This is a genomic window from Nonomuraea sp. NPDC049480, assembly GCF_044465905.1.
GTDB lineage: Bacteria > Actinomycetota > Actinomycetes > Streptosporangiales > Streptosporangiaceae > Nonomuraea.
This window is the reverse complement of the sequence record NZ_JBITMD010000020.1, coordinates 13,166-27,864: the sequence shown is the minus strand read 5'-3', so window position 1 is coordinate 27,864 and position 14,699 is coordinate 13,166. Positions and strand designations below refer to the sequence as shown.

Annotated in this window: 15 protein-coding genes; 10 read left to right on the top strand and 5 right to left on the bottom strand. The window is 69.7% G+C overall.

Annotation, left to right across the window (positions count from 1 at the left end; genetic code table 11):
- Positions 1 to 14: 14 nt before the first annotated feature.
- On the top strand, positions 15 to 302 hold the full coding sequence (locus tag ACIBX3_RS41965) for a type II toxin-antitoxin system HicB family antitoxin (RefSeq protein ID WP_397126167.1): 288 nt from the start codon (positions 15 to 17) through the stop codon (positions 300 to 302).
- On the opposite strand, the gene ACIBX3_RS41960 is transcribed toward ACIBX3_RS41965, so the two are convergent.
- Together ACIBX3_RS41960 and ACIBX3_RS41955 are read right to left on the bottom strand one after the other, a co-directional pair.
- Positions 275 to 1,747 carry a serine hydrolase domain-containing protein gene (locus tag ACIBX3_RS41960; protein ID WP_397126166.1) on the bottom strand — a complete coding sequence of 491 codons (1,473 nt, stop codon included), beginning with the start codon at positions 1,745 to 1,747 and terminating at the stop codon, positions 275 to 277. The two genes, ACIBX3_RS41965 and ACIBX3_RS41960, sit on opposite strands and share 28 nt — an antisense overlap.
- Positions 1,748 to 1,816: 69 nt before the next feature.
- Positions 1,817 to 2,287: an Lrp/AsnC family transcriptional regulator gene (locus tag ACIBX3_RS41955; protein WP_397126165.1), complete on the bottom strand. Its 471-nt coding sequence runs from the start codon at positions 2,285 to 2,287 to the stop codon at positions 1,817 to 1,819.
- An 81-nt stretch (positions 2,288 to 2,368) separates the two neighbouring features.
- Here ACIBX3_RS41955 and ACIBX3_RS41950 point away from each other — a divergent pair, with 81 nt between their 5' ends.
- From ACIBX3_RS41950 to ACIBX3_RS41930, 5 genes are all read left to right on the top strand, one after another.
- On the top strand, positions 2,369 to 3,595 hold the full coding sequence (locus ACIBX3_RS41950; protein ID WP_397126164.1) for an APC family permease: 1,227 nt from the start codon (positions 2,369 to 2,371) through the stop codon (positions 3,593 to 3,595).
- A 67-nt stretch (positions 3,596 to 3,662) separates the two neighbouring features.
- On the top strand, positions 3,663 to 5,534 hold the full coding sequence (locus ACIBX3_RS41945; RefSeq protein WP_397126163.1) for an acyl-CoA dehydrogenase family protein: 1,872 nt from the start codon (positions 3,663 to 3,665) through the stop codon (positions 5,532 to 5,534).
- 210 nt (positions 5,535 to 5,744) lie between these two features.
- Positions 5,745 to 7,004 (top strand): extracellular solute-binding protein, encoded by a 1,260-nt coding sequence (locus tag ACIBX3_RS41940; RefSeq protein WP_397126357.1) that lies wholly within the window; start codon positions 5,745 to 5,747, stop codon positions 7,002 to 7,004.
- A gap of 74 nt (positions 7,005 to 7,078) precedes the next feature.
- Entirely contained in the window at positions 7,079 to 7,963 is an 885-nt protein-coding gene (locus ACIBX3_RS41935; protein WP_397126162.1) for a carbohydrate ABC transporter permease, read from the top strand.
- On the top strand, positions 7,963 to 8,850 hold the full coding sequence (locus ACIBX3_RS41930; RefSeq protein WP_397126161.1) for a carbohydrate ABC transporter permease: 888 nt from the start codon (positions 7,963 to 7,965) through the stop codon (positions 8,848 to 8,850). The genes ACIBX3_RS41935 and ACIBX3_RS41930 overlap by 1 nt, the downstream gene beginning before the upstream one ends.
- A gap of 36 nt (positions 8,851 to 8,886) precedes the next feature.
- Here ACIBX3_RS41930 and ACIBX3_RS41925 read toward each other — a convergent pair whose 3' ends face one another.
- A complete protein-coding gene (locus tag ACIBX3_RS41925; protein ID WP_397126160.1) occupies positions 8,887 to 9,624 on the bottom strand; it encodes a class I SAM-dependent methyltransferase in 738 nt (245 codons plus the stop codon).
- A gap of 126 nt (positions 9,625 to 9,750) precedes the next feature.
- Here ACIBX3_RS41925 and ACIBX3_RS41920 point away from each other — a divergent pair, with 126 nt between their 5' ends.
- Both ACIBX3_RS41920 and ACIBX3_RS41915 read left to right on the top strand, forming a co-directional pair.
- The gene (locus tag ACIBX3_RS41920) at positions 9,751 to 10,290 is read left to right on the top strand and encodes an RNA polymerase sigma factor (RefSeq protein WP_397126159.1); all 540 of its coding nucleotides are present in this window, start codon (positions 9,751 to 9,753) and stop codon (positions 10,288 to 10,290) included.
- On the top strand, positions 10,277 to 11,137 hold the full coding sequence (locus ACIBX3_RS41915) for a hypothetical protein (protein WP_397126158.1): 861 nt from the start codon (positions 10,277 to 10,279) through the stop codon (positions 11,135 to 11,137). Before ACIBX3_RS41920 ends, ACIBX3_RS41915 begins: the two co-directional genes overlap by 14 nt.
- Here the strand turns inward: ACIBX3_RS41915 and ACIBX3_RS41910 are convergent.
- Positions 11,126 to 12,148: an adenosine deaminase gene (locus tag ACIBX3_RS41910; protein WP_397126157.1), complete on the bottom strand. Its 1,023-nt coding sequence runs from the start codon at positions 12,146 to 12,148 to the stop codon at positions 11,126 to 11,128. The genes ACIBX3_RS41915 and ACIBX3_RS41910 overlap by 12 nt on opposite strands.
- Before the next feature lie 173 nt (positions 12,149 to 12,321).
- Between ACIBX3_RS41910 and ACIBX3_RS41905 the strand changes: the two genes are divergently transcribed.
- Positions 12,322 to 12,927: a hypothetical protein gene (locus ACIBX3_RS41905; RefSeq protein WP_397126156.1), complete on the top strand. Its 606-nt coding sequence runs from the start codon at positions 12,322 to 12,324 to the stop codon at positions 12,925 to 12,927.
- 39 nt (positions 12,928 to 12,966) lie between these two features.
- Complete coding sequence (locus ACIBX3_RS41900) at positions 12,967 to 13,479, top strand: hypothetical protein (protein WP_397126155.1); 513 nt, start codon at positions 12,967 to 12,969, stop codon at positions 13,477 to 13,479.
- Here ACIBX3_RS41900 and ACIBX3_RS41895 read toward each other — a convergent pair.
- The gene (locus tag ACIBX3_RS41895) at positions 13,476 to 14,687 is read right to left on the bottom strand and encodes a pyridoxal phosphate-dependent aminotransferase (RefSeq protein ID WP_397126154.1); all 1,212 of its coding nucleotides are present in this window, start codon (positions 14,685 to 14,687) and stop codon (positions 13,476 to 13,478) included. The genes ACIBX3_RS41900 and ACIBX3_RS41895 overlap by 4 nt on opposite strands.
- Positions 14,688 to 14,699 lie beyond the last annotated feature (12 nt).

Sequence of the window (14,699 nt, the reverse complement as noted above, 5' to 3'; positions counted from 1 at the left end):
CCATAATCGCCATCGTGGACGCCGACAGACTGCGCTACTACCTCCCTGCGGCTGCTCGGTCTCGTGCGCAGGTGGTTTCGGAGGACGGCGGTTGGTCGATCTTCATCCCCGGGTTGCCGATCGCGGCGGACGGCCACACCTTCAATGAAGCCATCACAGAGATGGTGGGTGCCCTGCGTGAGTACGCCGAAGACTGGCAGGACCACTTGCTCGATGCACCGAACCACCGTCAGAACTGGGGGCTGGTGCAGTTGATCAGTCTCAATGATGACGATCAGCTGCGTGAATGGCTGGTGGGGTAATCGGTGGCCTGACCTCGGACAGTCGGCCGCCGCTGAGTCCGCACCGGTGCCCGCCCGTGAGAGAGCCGTAGCTGGAACGCACGGGCCGTCACTACGAGCACTCCTGCGAGCGCCGCCACGAGCAGTGTGATCGACATCGGTGCGGGGAAGTACGTGAGCTGCTCCCACGTGACCGTGCGCCCGTTCATCAGGAACGAGATCAGGTCCGGGTAAGCCACCAGCACCATCACTGGCAGGAGCGAAGGCACCAGGCGGAGCCCGGTCCGCCACCGCGGCTTCCCTGCCCGCCGGGCGGCCCAGCGCCGGGCCCGCACCACGCCCACGGTCCCGAGCCCGAGCGCGGCCAGGGCGATCACGCCTAGGACCAGCTCGAACAGCTGCCGGTCACCCCCGGGCGGCTCCGAGGTCCGGCCCTCGCTCATCGCTGCGAGCCCCAGCATGATGGTGTAGGCGTCGTCCTGCAGCGCGGCGCTGTTGGCCATGACGGCGATGCCGTAGCCGGTCTTCGGGGAGATGGCCTCGACGGCGGTGTATGTGAACAGGTTCCCCGAATGCATGAGAAGCCCGGTCTCGTCGTCCACGCCCCAGCCCATGCCGTAGTCGCGGATCTCGGTGGGCGCGTGCATGGTTTCCAGGCTCTGACGCTTGACCAGCGGGCGGCCGTCGCCGGTCTGGGTGATGAGCCATTTGCCCATGTCGGCGGCCGTGGTGATGACGCCGCCGGAGCCGCTGCCATCGAGGAAGGCAGGCAGCTCGGGGCGGGGGAGCCAGGCACCGAAGATCGAGTTGTAGCCGTCGGCGGGCTTGACGATCCGGTCACTGACGGCGCTGGACTTCATGCCGAGCGGGCCGAAGACCCGGTCGCGCAGGTAGTCGCCGAACGGCCGGCCGCCCGCCACCTCGACCAGCCTGGCGGCCAGGTTGTAGTTGACGTTGCAGTACTCCCAGCGGGTGCCGGGATCGGCACGCAGCCGGTCGTCGGCCAGGCGGGCGGTGTAGTCGGCGAGCGACGTGGCGCCGTCCAACTCGCTGATGTCGACCGTGGTGTCCGACAGACCGGAGGTCTGGTTCAGCAACTGCCGAACGGTGATCCGGGCCGCGCGAGGGTCGTCCATCGTGAAGTCAGGGAGCTGCGCGGCCACCGGCTCGTCCAGCCGGATCTTGCCCTGCTCCACGAGCGTCATGACCGCCATCGCGGTGAACGACTTGCTCACCGAGGCCACCCGCATCGGGGTGTCCTCGGTGATCTCGCGGCCTTGGGAATCGTGGCCGTATCCAGCGGCGTGCACCACCTCGCCGCCATGTGTGACGACCACGGACACGCCGGGCAATCCGGTGGACTCCAGCGCGTCGCGCATGTAGGCGTCGATGGCGGCGGGGGCCATGGTGGGAGCCGGGGCGGCGATGGACATGGCCGCGTAAACGCCGATCATGAGTATCTTCACGCGAGAAACCTAGAAAAGGGCGACCTCCCGCCGGATCCGCCGTCCGTCCAGTACGACCCCTGACGAAAGTCAGGTCTCGCCGAGCGCCGGCAGGCGCGTCGGGACGGCCTTCTGGACCTGCTGGAAGATCACCGACGTGCGGAAGCCGACGATCTCCTTGCGTTTGCTCAGCTTGTCCAGCAGGAACGCGTGCAGCTGATCGAGGTCCTGGACCGCCACGTGGAGCAGGAAGTCGTCCCCGCCCGCGAGCACGAACACGCTGAGCACCTCGGGCATCTCGGCGGCCGACGACTTGAAGGCGTTGATCACCGCTCGGCTCAGCGGCCGCACCTGGACCGACACCATGGCCTGCACGCCGCGGTTGAGCGCGGCCGGGTCGATGTCGGCGTGGTAGCCGCGGATGACGCCGCGGCGGGTGAGCGCCCGGACCCGCTCGAGACAGGTCGAGGGGGCGATGCCGAGCTGACGTGCGAGCTCCCTGTTGGACTGCCGCGCATCCGTTTGGAGCAACCGCACGATCGCCGAATCAAGTTCATCCATGGAGCGATATTTGCACATCGAGTCGGCCGGACGTTCGGCACAAAGGGCATAGGCCCGCTCATATGGATTAATTTCAAGCACATGACACAACGAATGAGCGCGGGTCAGGGTACGGCGCTGCTGGTCGGGGCGGTGCTGGGGCCGGGGATGCTGGTGCTGCCGCACCTGGCCGCCTCCGCCGCCGGGCCGGCGTCCGTGCTGGCCTGGGCGGGGCTGCTCGCGCTGAGTGTCCCCGTCGCGCTGACCTTCGCCGCGCTCGGCACGCGCTACCCGGACGGCGGGGGAGTGGCGAGCTTCACGGGGCTCGCGTTCGGCCGGCGCGCCTCCGCCGTGACCGGATGGTGGTTCTTCGGCGCGGTCCCCATCGGCACCGTCGCGGGTGCGCTCGTGGGCGGCCAGTACGTCGAGGCGTGCTTCGGCGTGAACGGCACCCTGGCCGCCTGGCTCATCATGATCGCTGCTTTCGCGGCCAACGCCGCGGGCCTGCGTACGTCCGGGCGGCTGCAGATCGGCTTCGTCGTACTGCTGGTCGGGCTGCTGGCCGCCGCCGTGATCAGCGCCGCCCCGCACACCGACCCGGCCAACTTCACCCCCTTCGCCCCGTACGGCCTGGAGGGCGTGGCCAGCGCGGCCGGTGTGCTCATGTTCGCGTTCGTCGGCTGGGAGGCGGCCAGCCATCTGTCGGCCGAGTTCACCGACCGGACGAACGGACTGGTCAGGGCCACGGTGGTGACGCTCGCCGTGATCACCGTCCTCTACGTGGGGGTGTCGGTGGTCTCCGTCGCCGTGCTGGGCGCGGACATGACCGAGGTGCCGCTGACGGCGATGCTGGAGATGGGCATCGGCGAGGCGGCGCGGCCCGTGACCGGCGTGGTCGCCGTGCTGCTGACGTTCGGGGCGGTCAACACCTACATCGCCGGGGCCGCGCGGCTCGGGGCGGCCATGGCCAGGGACGGGGCGCTGCCCGGCTGGTTCAGGCGGGGCGGGGAGCCGGGGCGCACGCCGTACCGGAGCCTGGGGTTGCTGGCCGGGTTGTGCCTGCCCGTGCTGGTGTGGGCGGTGGACCTGGACCTGCTGATGCGGGCGACCTCGGCGTGCCTGGCCGCCGTCACGGCGGCCGGCGTGGCGGCGGCGGTGCGGATGTTGCCCGCGGGGCCGCGCCGGAACACGGCCGTGGTGGGGGTCGTGCTGTCGCTGGCGGCGCTCGCGTTCTGCGGTGTCTACCTCGTGGTTCCCGCCGTGCTCGCGCTCGTGGCGGCGGCCGTGCAGGCGGTCGGCGCTCGCCGTCCGGATAAAAAGGGCATATAAACGGCGAAGGGCGCCGTCAGGCGGGCACTACTCATAAGCACAGGACGGCGCAACGTCGGGAGGTGCTATGACCGAGCACGCCAAATACGCGGAGTCCAGGGCAGTCGGTGAGCAGGCCCGTGAAAAGGAATGGACGCTGCCGAGCTTCGCCAAGCAGCTGTTCCTGGGAGACTTCCGGCTGGATCTGGTGTATCCGGCGCCCACGCTGCCCGACGAGGCCACCAAACGCGGCGAGGAGTTCGTCCGCACGGTGCGCCGCTACCTCGACACGCATGTCGATCCGGCGCTCATCGAGCGGACCGGGCAGATACCGGACGAGGTGGTCAAGGGGCTGGCGGGGCTCGGCGCGTTCGGGATCACGATCGGCGAGGAGTACGGCGGCCTCGGCCTGCCGTACCTGTACTACTGCCGCGCCCTCATGCTGGTCGGCTCGTACTGCCCGGCCCTGGCCACGCTGCTGTCGGCGCACCAGTCGATCGGGGTGCCGCAGCCGCTGAAGTTGTTCGGCACCGAGGAGCAGAAGCGGGAGTTCCTGCCCCGCTGCGCGGCGGGCGAGATCTCGGCGTTCCTGCTGACCGAGCCGGACGTGGGCTCCGACCCGGCGCGACTGTCCACGACCGCCGTCCGCGACGGCGACGACTACGTGCTCGACGGCGTCAAGCTGTGGACGACGAACGGCGTCGTCGCCGATCTGCTCGTGGTCATGGCCAGGACCGGCAAGAAGATCAGCGCGTTCGTGGTCGAGGCCGACTCGCCGGGCATCACGGTCAAGCGGCGCAACGGCTTCATGGGGCTGCGCGGCATCGAGAACGGCGTCACCGAGTTCTCCCAGGTCAGAGTGCCTGCCAGGAACCTGATCGGGCGCGAGGGCGAGGGTTTGCGGATCGCGCTCACCACGCTCAACACCGGCCGCCTGTCGCTTCCTGCCACGTGCGCGGGCAACGCCAAGTGGGCACTGAAGATCGCCCGCGAGTGGGGCAACGCCCGTGTCCAGTGGGGCCAGAAGATCGGCACGCACGAGGCCGTCGCCACCAAGCTCGCCTTCATCGCGGCCACCGCGTACGCGCTGGAGGCCGTCATGGAGCTCACCAGCCGCCTGGCCGACGACAAGCGCAACGACATCAGGATCGAGGCGGCGCTGAGCAAGCTGTACGCGACGGAGCTGTCGTACCAGGCGCTCGACGAACTGGTCCAGATCAGGGGCGGGCGCGGCTACGAGACCGCCGAGTCGCTGGCCGCCCGCGGCGAGCGCGGCGTGCCCGCCGAGCAGATGCTGCGCGACTCGCGCATCAACCGCATCTTCGAGGGCTCCTCCGAGATCATGCGCCTGATGATCACCAGGGAGGCGGTGGACGCGCACCTGTCGGCCGCCGGAGAGCTGATCAACCCGGAGGCCTCCCGCCAGGAGCGCACCCAGGCGCTCAAGCGGGCCAGCCGCTTCTACGCCAAGTGGCTGCCCACGCTGGTGGCCGGCACCGGCAACCTGCCCACCGCGTACGCCGAGTTCGGCCCCCTGGCCGCGCACCTCCGTTACGTGGAGCGGACCAGCAGGAAGCTGGCCCGGTCCACCTTCTACGGAATGTCCCGATGGCAGGGCAGGCTGGAGCACAAGCAGTCCTTCCTGGGCAGGATCGTGGACATCGGGGCGGAGCTGTTCGCCATGACCGCCGCGTGCGTCAAGGCCGAGGAGGACGCCAAGGACCTGGGGCGGCGGCCGTACGAGCTGGCCGACACCTTCTGCCACCAGGCACGACGCCGCGTGGACGCGCTGTTCGACCGGCTCTGGGACAACAGTGACGCCCAGGACGCGCGGCTGGCCGGCTACGTCCTGGAGGGCCGCTACGGCTTCGCCGAGGAAGGCATCCTCGACCCGTCCACCGAGGGGCCGTGGATCGGCGCGCCCGAGGGCGGGGAGAACCTCAGGAGAAAGATCCTCTGACATCCGGTCTAGACCGGATGTGCGTAGTTTCTGGCAGGTTTGTTTCCAAATCGAGACAAGCCGGTATAGACCGGCTCCTTAACACAGGCTTACGCTGTCGCAAACGCGTCGAGCTCCCGCCTCACGCGTGCCCATCCCCCAGGGCGGGGTCCGGTGGCTGGTACGGACCAGCGTCACCCGTCCGACGAGAAGGCGGTATCTCCAGTGAACATGAAGCTTGTGGGCGGCGCCGCTCTCGGCCTTGCCACGGTGCTGGTCCTGTCCAGCTGCGGCTCCGGTGACTCCGGTGGCGGCACCCAGGCGTCGGCAGGCGGCCAGGTCACGCTCAAGATGGTCGCCGCCGACTACGGCGACGGACCCGGCAAGCCGAACTCGGGCGAGACGTTCTGGAAGGGCGTCGTGGACGAGTTCCAGGCCGCGAACCCGAACATCAAGGTCGAGGTCCAGGTCATCAACTGGAACGACATCGACAAGCAGGTCGCCACCATGGTCCAGAACGGCCAGGTGCCCGACATCCTGCAGACCGGCGACTACTCCGGCTTCGTCAAGGACGGCCTGCTCCACAAGGTCGACGAGGTCCTGTCCCCGAACGTGTCCGGCGACATGCTGCAGAAGTTCGCCGAGTTCGGCAAGGTCGACGGGGCCGCGTACGGCATCCCGTTCGTCTCCTCCGCCCGCGCCCTGTTCTACAACAAGGACCTGTTCACCAAGGCCGGCATCGCCGAGCCGCCGAAGACGTGGGACGAGCTCAAGGCCGCGGCCGAGAAGCTGAAGAAGGCCGGCGTGACGCAGCCGTTCGGCCTGCCCCTCGGCCAGGAGGAAGCCCAGGCCGAGTCGTTCCTGTGGATGCTCGGCAACGGCGGCGGCTACAAGGACGCCTCCGGCAAGTGGGCGATCAACTCGCCGCAGAACGTCGAGACCTTCACGTACATGAAGGGCCTGGTCGACGCCGGCCTGACCACCCCGAACCCGGGCACCAAGGACCGCAAGACGGTCTGGGAGGACTTCGGCGCCGGCAAGGTCGGCATGGTCAACGGCGGCCCCATGTCCATCCCGATCTTCGACGCGGCCGGGCTGAAGAACTACGGCGTCGCGCCCATCCCCGGCAAGGCCGGCCCGCTCGACACCACGCTCGGCGTCATGGACTGGATCATGGCGTTCAACAAGAACGGCCACGCCGCCGAGATCAAGAAGTTCTTCGACTTCTTCTACACCGGCAGCGCCGCGGAGAAGATCTCCGACACGTACAAGCTGCTGCCCGTCACCAACGGCGGCATCCAGAAGCTGTCGAGTGACGAGAAGCTCAAGCCGTTCCTGGACGCGCTCCCGAACGCCAGCTTCTACCCGTTCCAGGACCCCAAGTGGGCCGAGGTGAACCCGGCGATCAAGCAGACCATCGGCGGAGCCGTCAAGGAGGACCCGGCCAAGGTCCTCGGCGAGCTCCAGAAGACCGCCGAGTCCGCCGGCTGATCGTCTGCGGCCCGGCGCCCCGTGACGGTGCTACGTGACGGGGCGCTGGGCCGCACCCTTCTGGAAGGTTTCGCATGAAAAGGTTGCGCGCCCTCGAGCCCCTCGCCTGGGTCGGGCCGGCCGTGGCGCTGATCGCGGTGGTCGTGCTCTGGCCTGTGATCGAGATGATCAGGTCGTCGTTCCTCAAGATCAGCCGATTCGGCGTGGTCCAGGGCGGCAACGGGTTCGCCAACTACGAGAAACTGTTCGGCGAGAAGGACTTCGCCGACATCATGGTCCGCAGCGTGATCTGGGTGGTCGCGGTCGTCGCGCTCACCGTGGTGATCTCGCTGGCCCTCGCCCAGCTGTTCAACCAGAACTTCCCGCTGCGCAAGGCCGCCCGCTGGGCGCTCATCGCGCCGTGGGCCGCCTCGGTGCTGATGACGGCGATCATCTTCAAGTGGATGCTCGACCCCGAGGTCGGCGTGATCAACCAGATCCGGCTGAAGCTGGGGCTGATCGACGCCATGGGAGGGGCCGCCGCCGACCAGCTCGGCGACGCGTCCACCGCGATGCCGTGGCTGGTGTTCGTGGCGGTCTTCGTCTCGGTGCCGTTCACCACGTACGCGCTGCTGGCCGGGCTGGCGACAATCCCCGGCGACGTCTACGAGGCGGCCAGGATGGACGGGGCCGGACGGTTCCGTACGTACTGGTCGATCACGCTGCCGCTGCTGCGCCCCGCGCTCACCGTGGCGGCGCTGATCAACGTGATGAACGTCTTCAACAGCTTCCCGATCATCTGGGCGATGACCCACGGGCAGCCCGGCTATTCGACGGCCACCTCGACGATCCTCATGTTCATCCTCAAGGGATCCAACATCGGTGAGTCGGCGGCCATGTCCGTCGTCAACTTCGGCATGGTGATCGTGCTGACCCTGATCTTCCTGCGGGTGTCCCGGTGGAACAAGGAGGTGGCGTGATGGCCGTCAAGACCATGCCGGCGCAGGCCAAGCCGCATCATCACGCCAGGCCGCGGGGCGCCGCGCCCCGGCGGATGCCCCGGCTCAAGACCGTGATCGTCGCGGCGAGCGCGTACGTCATCGCGTTCGTCTTCCTGTTCCCGTACGTGGTGATGTTGCTCACCTCGCTGCGGGCCCAGGACTCGCTGCGCGACGTCACGTTCTGGCCCGACGAGTGGGTGTGGTCCAACCTCACCAACTTCTGGACCAGCGGACTGGCCGGGAACCTCTGGGTCACGATCAAGGTGGCCGCCGGATCGACGATCCTCGTGCTGCTGGTGGCGCTGCCCGCGGCGTACTACTCGGCCAGGCACCACTTCAGGGGGCGCACCGCGTTCCTGATCCTGGTGCTGATCACCCAGATGTTCCAGCCCACGGCCATGCTGGTCGGCATCTACCGCGAGTTCTTCCAGTTCGGGCTGGTGGACTCGATCTGGTCACTGATCCTGGTCAACGGCGGGTTCAACCTGGCGTTCGCGGTGTGGATCCTGAACGCGTACTTCGCCTCGATCCCGCGCGAGCTCGAGGAGGCCGCGTTCATCGACGGGAACGGGCGCTTCGGCGCACTGTTCAGAATCACGCTGCCGCTGGCCATGCCGGGCGTCATCACCGCGCTGATCTTCACGTTCATCGCGGCGTGGAACGAGTTCGTGGTCGCGCTGACCCTGACCACGACGCCCGAGAACCAGCCGCTCACGGTGGCGCTGAACTCGTTCATCGGGCAGTACCAGGTGGACTGGCAGAACCTGTTCGCCGGATCGGTGATCGCCACCATCCCGGTGATCATCCTGTTCGCCCTGATCGAGCGGAAGGTGGTCGGCGGTCTGACCGCAGGCTCCATCAAGTGAGGCCCGGGGGGAGAGGATCTCCCCCCGGCCGCCTGCTTACTTCTGCGGCACCCGCGCGACGCAGAACACCGTCTGGCCGAACGGCGGCCGCACGAACCGCTCGATGAGGCGCGTCAGCGGGACCACCGTCCGGTCGTAGATCTTGACCAGCCGCGGGTCCGGGTAGCCGACGCCGCCCCGGCGCACCGCCACCCACCAGGCGATGCCGCCCAGGAAGTTGATCGGCTTGAGCACCTCGACGTCCAGGCCCGCCTTGGCGACCGCGGCGGCCAGCGTCTTGGGCGTGTAGCGCTGGACGTGGCCGACCTTGCGGTCGAAGTCTCCGTACAGCTGCATGTAGCCGGGCACCCATATGATGATCCGCCCGCCGGGCAGCGTGACCTTGGCCAGCGAGCGCAGCGCCTCGGCGTCGTCCTCGATGTGCTCCAGGACGTTCATCATGACGACGGTGTCGACCTTGTCCTTGAGCGGGATGTCGGTCGGGAGCCCGAACTGCAGGACGTCGATGTCGTCGCGGTCCGCGAACCGCTTCTCCAGCTGCTCGACGCAGTAGGGGTCGAAGTCGCTGACGACGAGACGGTCGAGCCGGGGCAGGAACTGCTCGGCGAAGTGGCCCAGCCCCGAGCCGATCTCCAGCAGCGAGCGGCCGACATGCGGGGCGACCATGTCGAACTCGTACTGCCGATAGTTCTTGGCCTCGTCCCCACCTAGGTGGTTCTCCAGGGCCTCATCACCGGCCGCCGGTTGTACTACACGGTCATACCCAGAAGACATAGTCCCGTTCCTTCTCGGGGGCTCATGGATTGCCCGAGTCTAATGCCCCGGTCAGCGATCAGGGTCACGCGATCTGCCGAACGCCCTTCCCCGCGGGCCCTCCGGTGCGGTGGAATCTGACTCGCCATGGATGACGACGAGGCGGTCACGCGCTCGCTCGACGGCGACCTAGCCGCCTATGAGGTGCTGGTCGCCCGCTACAGCGCGCTCGCCCACCGTACCGCGTACCTGCTGGGTGCGGGTGACGAAGCCGAGGACGTGGTGCAGGAGGCGTTCGTCAAGGCGTTCCGTCACCTGCCGAGCTTCCGCAGGGACGCGCCGTTCCGGCCCTGGCTGCTGCGTATCGTGGCCAATGAGACGCACAACCTGACCCGGTCGCGGGGGCGGCGCGCTGAGCTGGCGTTACGCCTTGGGGCCACCGCCGACGTGCGGGCTCCCGACGACCCCGAGGGCGAGGCCGTGGCCACCGACCGGCGTGCCCGGCTCCTGGCGGCGGTGCGCGGGCTGCCCGAGCGGGAACGTCAGGCCGTCGTCTGCCGGTACTTCTTACAGCTGACGGAGGCGGAGACGGCGCAGGTGCTCGATTGCCCGGTGGGCACCGTCAAGTCCAGCACCCACCGTGGACTGGCTCGGCTGAGGGAGGAGGTGGGGAATGAGCTCGCGTGAGCCTTTCGAGGAGCTGGAGGCGGAGCTGCTCGCCCTCGGCGACCTTCTCGACGTCCCGGCCCCACCCCCGGCCGACGTCGCCGCCGCCGTCCGCGCCCGCCTCGAACCCACCTCCCAGCCCACGTCCCCCGCCGCCGAACCATCCACAACCCCCGGTCCTGTAGGTCCGCCCGGCGACGCCGAGAGCGGGGGAGGACCTGATCCCGCCCATGGGCCCCATGCCACGCCCGTCAGGCCGCACACCCGCGCACCGCGGCGGCGGGGCCGGCAGACGCGGTGGAAGGTCGTGACGGCGGTCGTCGTCGCGGTCATCGCCATCACCGCCGCCACCCCCCAGGGCCGGGCGGCCGTGGTGAAAATCCTGCGGTTCGCCGGGATCGAGCTCCAGATAGGCGGCACCCCGCCCCCGCCGGTCACCACCACGGCCGACCTGCCGGGCGAGCGGACCGTGCCGCCGTCCGAGGTCCCGAGCCGGGCGAGGTTCCAGACCAGGACGCCGTCCCGCCTCGGCGCCCCGGAGCGCACCTCCGTCTCCGACAACGGCAGGGTGGTGTCGATGTTCTGGCCGGACGGCATCAGGCTCGACCAGTTCGACGGCACGATGGACCCGTACTTCTTCAAGAAGCTCGGCCCGCCGTTCCCGGATTTCGTCGACGTCGGCCCGTACCAGGCGTGGTGGCTTCCGGGAGAGCATCCTCTGGGCTACATCCAGCGCCAGGACGGCTCGACGGTGCCGCTGCGCCAGGCGGCCGCGACCCTCATCTGGCAGCAGGACGGTGTCAACTACCGCCTGGAGGGCGTCCGCACCAAGGAGGAGGCGATCAGGATCGCCGCGTCACTCCAGTGACCCGGACAGCCAGTCGTCCACGCCCTTGAGCAGCTCCTTGCGCACCGACTCGGGAGCCGCCGACGAGCGTACGGACTGCCGCGCCAGCTCGGCCACCTCGGCGTCGCCGAACCCGTGGACGTCCCGGGCCAGCTCGTACTGCCGCAGCAGCCGCGCGCCGAACAGCAGCGGGTCGTCGGCCCCCAGCGCGAGCGGCACCCCCGCGTCGAACAGCCGCCGCACCGGCACGTCGGAGATCTGCTCGGCCACCCCCAGCCCCAGGTTGGAGGTCGGGCAGATCTCGCAGCAGATCTGCCGGTCGGCCAGCCGGTGCATCAGCCGCTCGTCCTCGGCCGCCCGCACCCCGTGCCCGATCCGGTCCGCACCCAGATCGTCCACGCACTGGGCCACGCTGCGCGGCCCCATCAGCTCGCCCCCATGCGGCACGGCCAGCAGCCCGCCCCGCTTGGCGATCCTGAACGCCCGCTCGAAGTCCCGCGCCTCGCCCCGGCGCTCGTCGTTGGAGAGGCCGAAGCCGACCACGCCGTGGCCGGCGTACTGGATGGCCAGCCTGGCCAGGGTGTTCGCGTCGAGCGGATGCCGGGTCCTGTTCGCCGCCACGATCACCCCGATCCCGATCCCGGCGTGCTCGGCCGCCTGTTTCACGGCGTCCAGCACCAGCTCCAGCGTGGCCGTCAGGCCGCCGAAGCGCTGCGCGTACCCCGAGGGGTCAACCTGGATCTCCAGCCAGCGCGACCCTGCCGCCGCCTCGTCCTCCGCCGTCTCGCGCAGCAGCCGGTAGACGTGCTCGGGCTTGGTCAGCACGGACCTGGCGATGTCGTACAACCTTTGGAACCTGAACCAGCCGCGCTCGTCGGTGGCCCGCAGCTTCGGCGGCCAGTCCTGCTCCAGCGCGTCGGGCAGATGCAGCCCCTGCTCCCTGGCCAGCCCGATCAGCGTGGCGTGCCGCATCGAGCCGGTGAAATGCAGGTGGAGATGGGCTTTCGGAAGCGCGTGTAGGGGCCTTGGCATTTGCTTATCTTGCCACTCAACCTGGGGACGGGTTCGCACGTCGGGGAGGTCGAAAGGGGGACGGCACTGCCGCGGTCGCCGGCGGCGAGCAGACGCGGCCGGCGTGGTTTCGATCGCGGAACGCATCCGGGTGACCAGGTGATGACTGGGAGCTGACCGGGGATCTACCCTGCATGCTCCCTGAGAGGCGCGGCGGTGGACAGGGGTGGCGCGCGGCGCTCGCGGTGCTGGCGTTCGCCGTGACAGCTCTGATCATCCACGCGCTCTTCTCGTCGGGGTTCGGGCGCGTCCCGCGTCCGGCCGGTGGGACGCCCGAGCCCGTCGCCGCGCCCACCCCGCCGGGGAATGAGCCGGGCGCGGCCGGGGCCGCCCGCCTCGCGGTCTCCCCGGCCACCCTCGCGGTCGTCTCCGACGACTTCTGGCTGACGTACCTGCCCCGCGGGCTCGCGCGCTGCGGCGGCGGCTTGATCGAGCCGGAGCCGGGCGTCGAGGGCGGCCGGGCCAGGTTCGGCGCCGCGGACAGGTTCGTCGAGGCGCAGGTGGAGCACGGGGCCGTGGCCGCCGACTGGCGGAGCTACCGCGCGCGGGCCACCGTGCTGGACGCCCGCGACACCACCGTGCGCGGCAAGCCGGCCGTGGTCGGCGGGCACCCGGACGGCGGCCGCGTGATCGTCTGGCTGGAACGCGCAGGCACGGGCGCGTGGGTCAGGGTCAGCGAATCCCTTCGCGAGGAACTGATCGCAGTTGCCGTCTCTGTCAAGGCTCCTGTAGGAGACTAGGACCCCTTTCCGGGGATCCACACACGTCATGGGGGGTCGATGCGGCGTCTGGCGGCGGTGCTCCTCGTGTGCGCGCTCACCGGCTGCGCCGGCGGCGACGACGTGCCGACCCCGCGCGCCACCACCTCCACCGCCGTTACCCCCACCACGCCTCCGTCCCCCGAGCCGGCGCGCGCCCGGGGGCTCTCGCTGTCCTGCGGCGCCATCAATGTGACGCTCCCGGCCATGCCCCTGGGCCTGTCCCGGGCCGGCTCGTTCACCCGCCTGGCCTCGCTCACCCGCCGGCTCGACGTCGAGGGCCTGGTCTGGCGCCGCGACGACGAGCACATGTACGTCGGCGTCGTGTGTGGCGTGCGGACCGCCGAGCAGTTCGCCACGCTGGTGGCCAGGTCGCGGCTGACGGCGTACAAGGGCAGGCCCGCGCTGCGCTGGACCACGCGGGGCGGGCTGCGCAACTTCATGTGGCTGGAGCAGCCCGGCACCGCGGTCTACATCGGCGCGACACCCGGCCTGGCCGGCCAGATCAGGGACATCGCCGCGGGAGTCGGCTAGGAGCGGGCCTCGGCCAGCAGCTTGCTCAGGCGGCTGACGCCCTCGACCAGGTCGTCGTCGCCCAGCGCGTACGACAGGCGGAAGTAGCCGGGCGTGCCGAACGCCTCCCCGGGCACCACCGCCACCTCGGCCTCCTCCAGGATCAGCTCGGCCAGCTCGCCGGACGTCTGGGGACGCCGGCCCCGCAGCTCCCTGCCGAGCAGCTGCTTGACCGACGGGTACGCGTAGAACGCCCCCTTCGGCTCAGGGCAGAACACGCCCGGGATCTCGTTGAGCATCCGCACCATCGTCTGGCGGCGCCGGTCGAACGCCGTGCGCATCTCGGCCACCGCCGACAGGTCGCCGGAGACGGCCGCCAGCGCCGCGATCTGGGCGACGTTGGAGACGTTGGAGGTGGCGTGCGACTGCAGGTTGGTGGCGGCCTTGACCACGTCGGCCGGGCCGATCATCCAGCCCACGCGCCAGCCGGTCATCGCGTATGTCTTGGCCACGCCGTTGAGGATCACGACCCGGTCGCCCAGCTCGGGGACGGCCGTGGCGATGCTGGTGAACTCGGCGTCGCCGTACACCAGGTGCTCGTAGATCTCGTCGGTGACGACCCACAGGCCGTGCTCGGCCGCCCAGCGGCCGATCGCCACGGTCTCCTCGCGCGAGTAGACGGCGCCCGTCGGGTTGGACGGCGAGACGAACAGCACGGCCTTCGTCCGCTCGGTGCGCGCCGCCTCCAGCTGCTCGACGCCTGCCAGGTAGCCGGTGGACTCGTCGGTCACGACGTCGACCTGCACGCCGCCGGCCAGCTTGATCGCCTCGGGATAGGTCGTCCAGTAGGGCGCCACGACCAGGACCTCGTCGCCCGGGTCGAGCAGCGTCGCGAACGCCTCGTAGACGGCCTGCTTGCCGCCGTTGGTGACCAGTACCTGGGACGCCTCGGCGGCGTAGCCGGAGTCGCGGCGCGTCTTGGCGGCGATGGCCTGCTTCAGCTCGGGAAGCCCGCCCGCCGGGGTGTACTTGTGGAAGCGCGGGTCGCGGGCCGCCTCGATCGCCGCCTCGACGATGTAGCCGGGTGTCGGGAAGTCGGGCTCGCCCGCGCCGAAGCCGATGACGGGCCGTCCGGCCGCCTTCATCGCCTTCGCCTTGGCGTCCACGGCGAGCGTGGCGGACTCGGAAATCGCGGAAATTCTTGCGGAGATGCGAGGTCGGGTGGACATGCCTCCATCGTC

Excerpts from the sequence above, each read along its gene's own strand:
- ACIBX3_RS41950 (WP_397126164.1), top strand. The coding sequence starts at position 2,369 with ATGACACAACGAATGAGCGCGGGTCAGGGTACGGCGCTGCTGGTCGGG.
- ACIBX3_RS41930 (WP_397126161.1), top strand. The coding sequence starts at position 7,963 with ATGGCCGTCAAGACCATGCCGGCGCAGGCCAAGCCGCATCATCACGCC.
- ACIBX3_RS41955 (WP_397126165.1), bottom strand. The coding sequence starts at position 2,287 with ATGGATGAACTTGATTCGGCGATCGTGCGGTTGCTCCAAACGGATGCG.
- ACIBX3_RS41945 (WP_397126163.1), top strand. The coding sequence starts at position 3,663 with ATGACCGAGCACGCCAAATACGCGGAGTCCAGGGCAGTCGGTGAGCAG.
- ACIBX3_RS41905 (WP_397126156.1), top strand. The coding sequence starts at position 12,322 with ATGCTCCCTGAGAGGCGCGGCGGTGGACAGGGGTGGCGCGCGGCGCTC.
- ACIBX3_RS41935 (WP_397126162.1), top strand. The coding sequence starts at position 7,079 with ATGAAAAGGTTGCGCGCCCTCGAGCCCCTCGCCTGGGTCGGGCCGGCC.
- ACIBX3_RS41910 (WP_397126157.1), bottom strand. The coding sequence starts at position 12,148 with ATGCCAAGGCCCCTACACGCGCTTCCGAAAGCCCATCTCCACCTGCAT.
- ACIBX3_RS41900 (WP_397126155.1), top strand. The coding sequence starts at position 12,967 with ATGCGGCGTCTGGCGGCGGTGCTCCTCGTGTGCGCGCTCACCGGCTGC.
- ACIBX3_RS41895 (WP_397126154.1), bottom strand. The coding sequence starts at position 14,687 with ATGTCCACCCGACCTCGCATCTCCGCAAGAATTTCCGCGATTTCCGAG.
- ACIBX3_RS41925 (WP_397126160.1), bottom strand. The coding sequence starts at position 9,624 with ATGTCTTCTGGGTATGACCGTGTAGTACAACCGGCGGCCGGTGATGAG.
- ACIBX3_RS41940 (WP_397126357.1), top strand. The coding sequence starts at position 5,745 with ATGAAGCTTGTGGGCGGCGCCGCTCTCGGCCTTGCCACGGTGCTGGTC.
- ACIBX3_RS41920 (WP_397126159.1), top strand. The coding sequence starts at position 9,751 with ATGGATGACGACGAGGCGGTCACGCGCTCGCTCGACGGCGACCTAGCC.
- ACIBX3_RS41915 (WP_397126158.1), top strand. The coding sequence starts at position 10,277 with ATGAGCTCGCGTGAGCCTTTCGAGGAGCTGGAGGCGGAGCTGCTCGCC.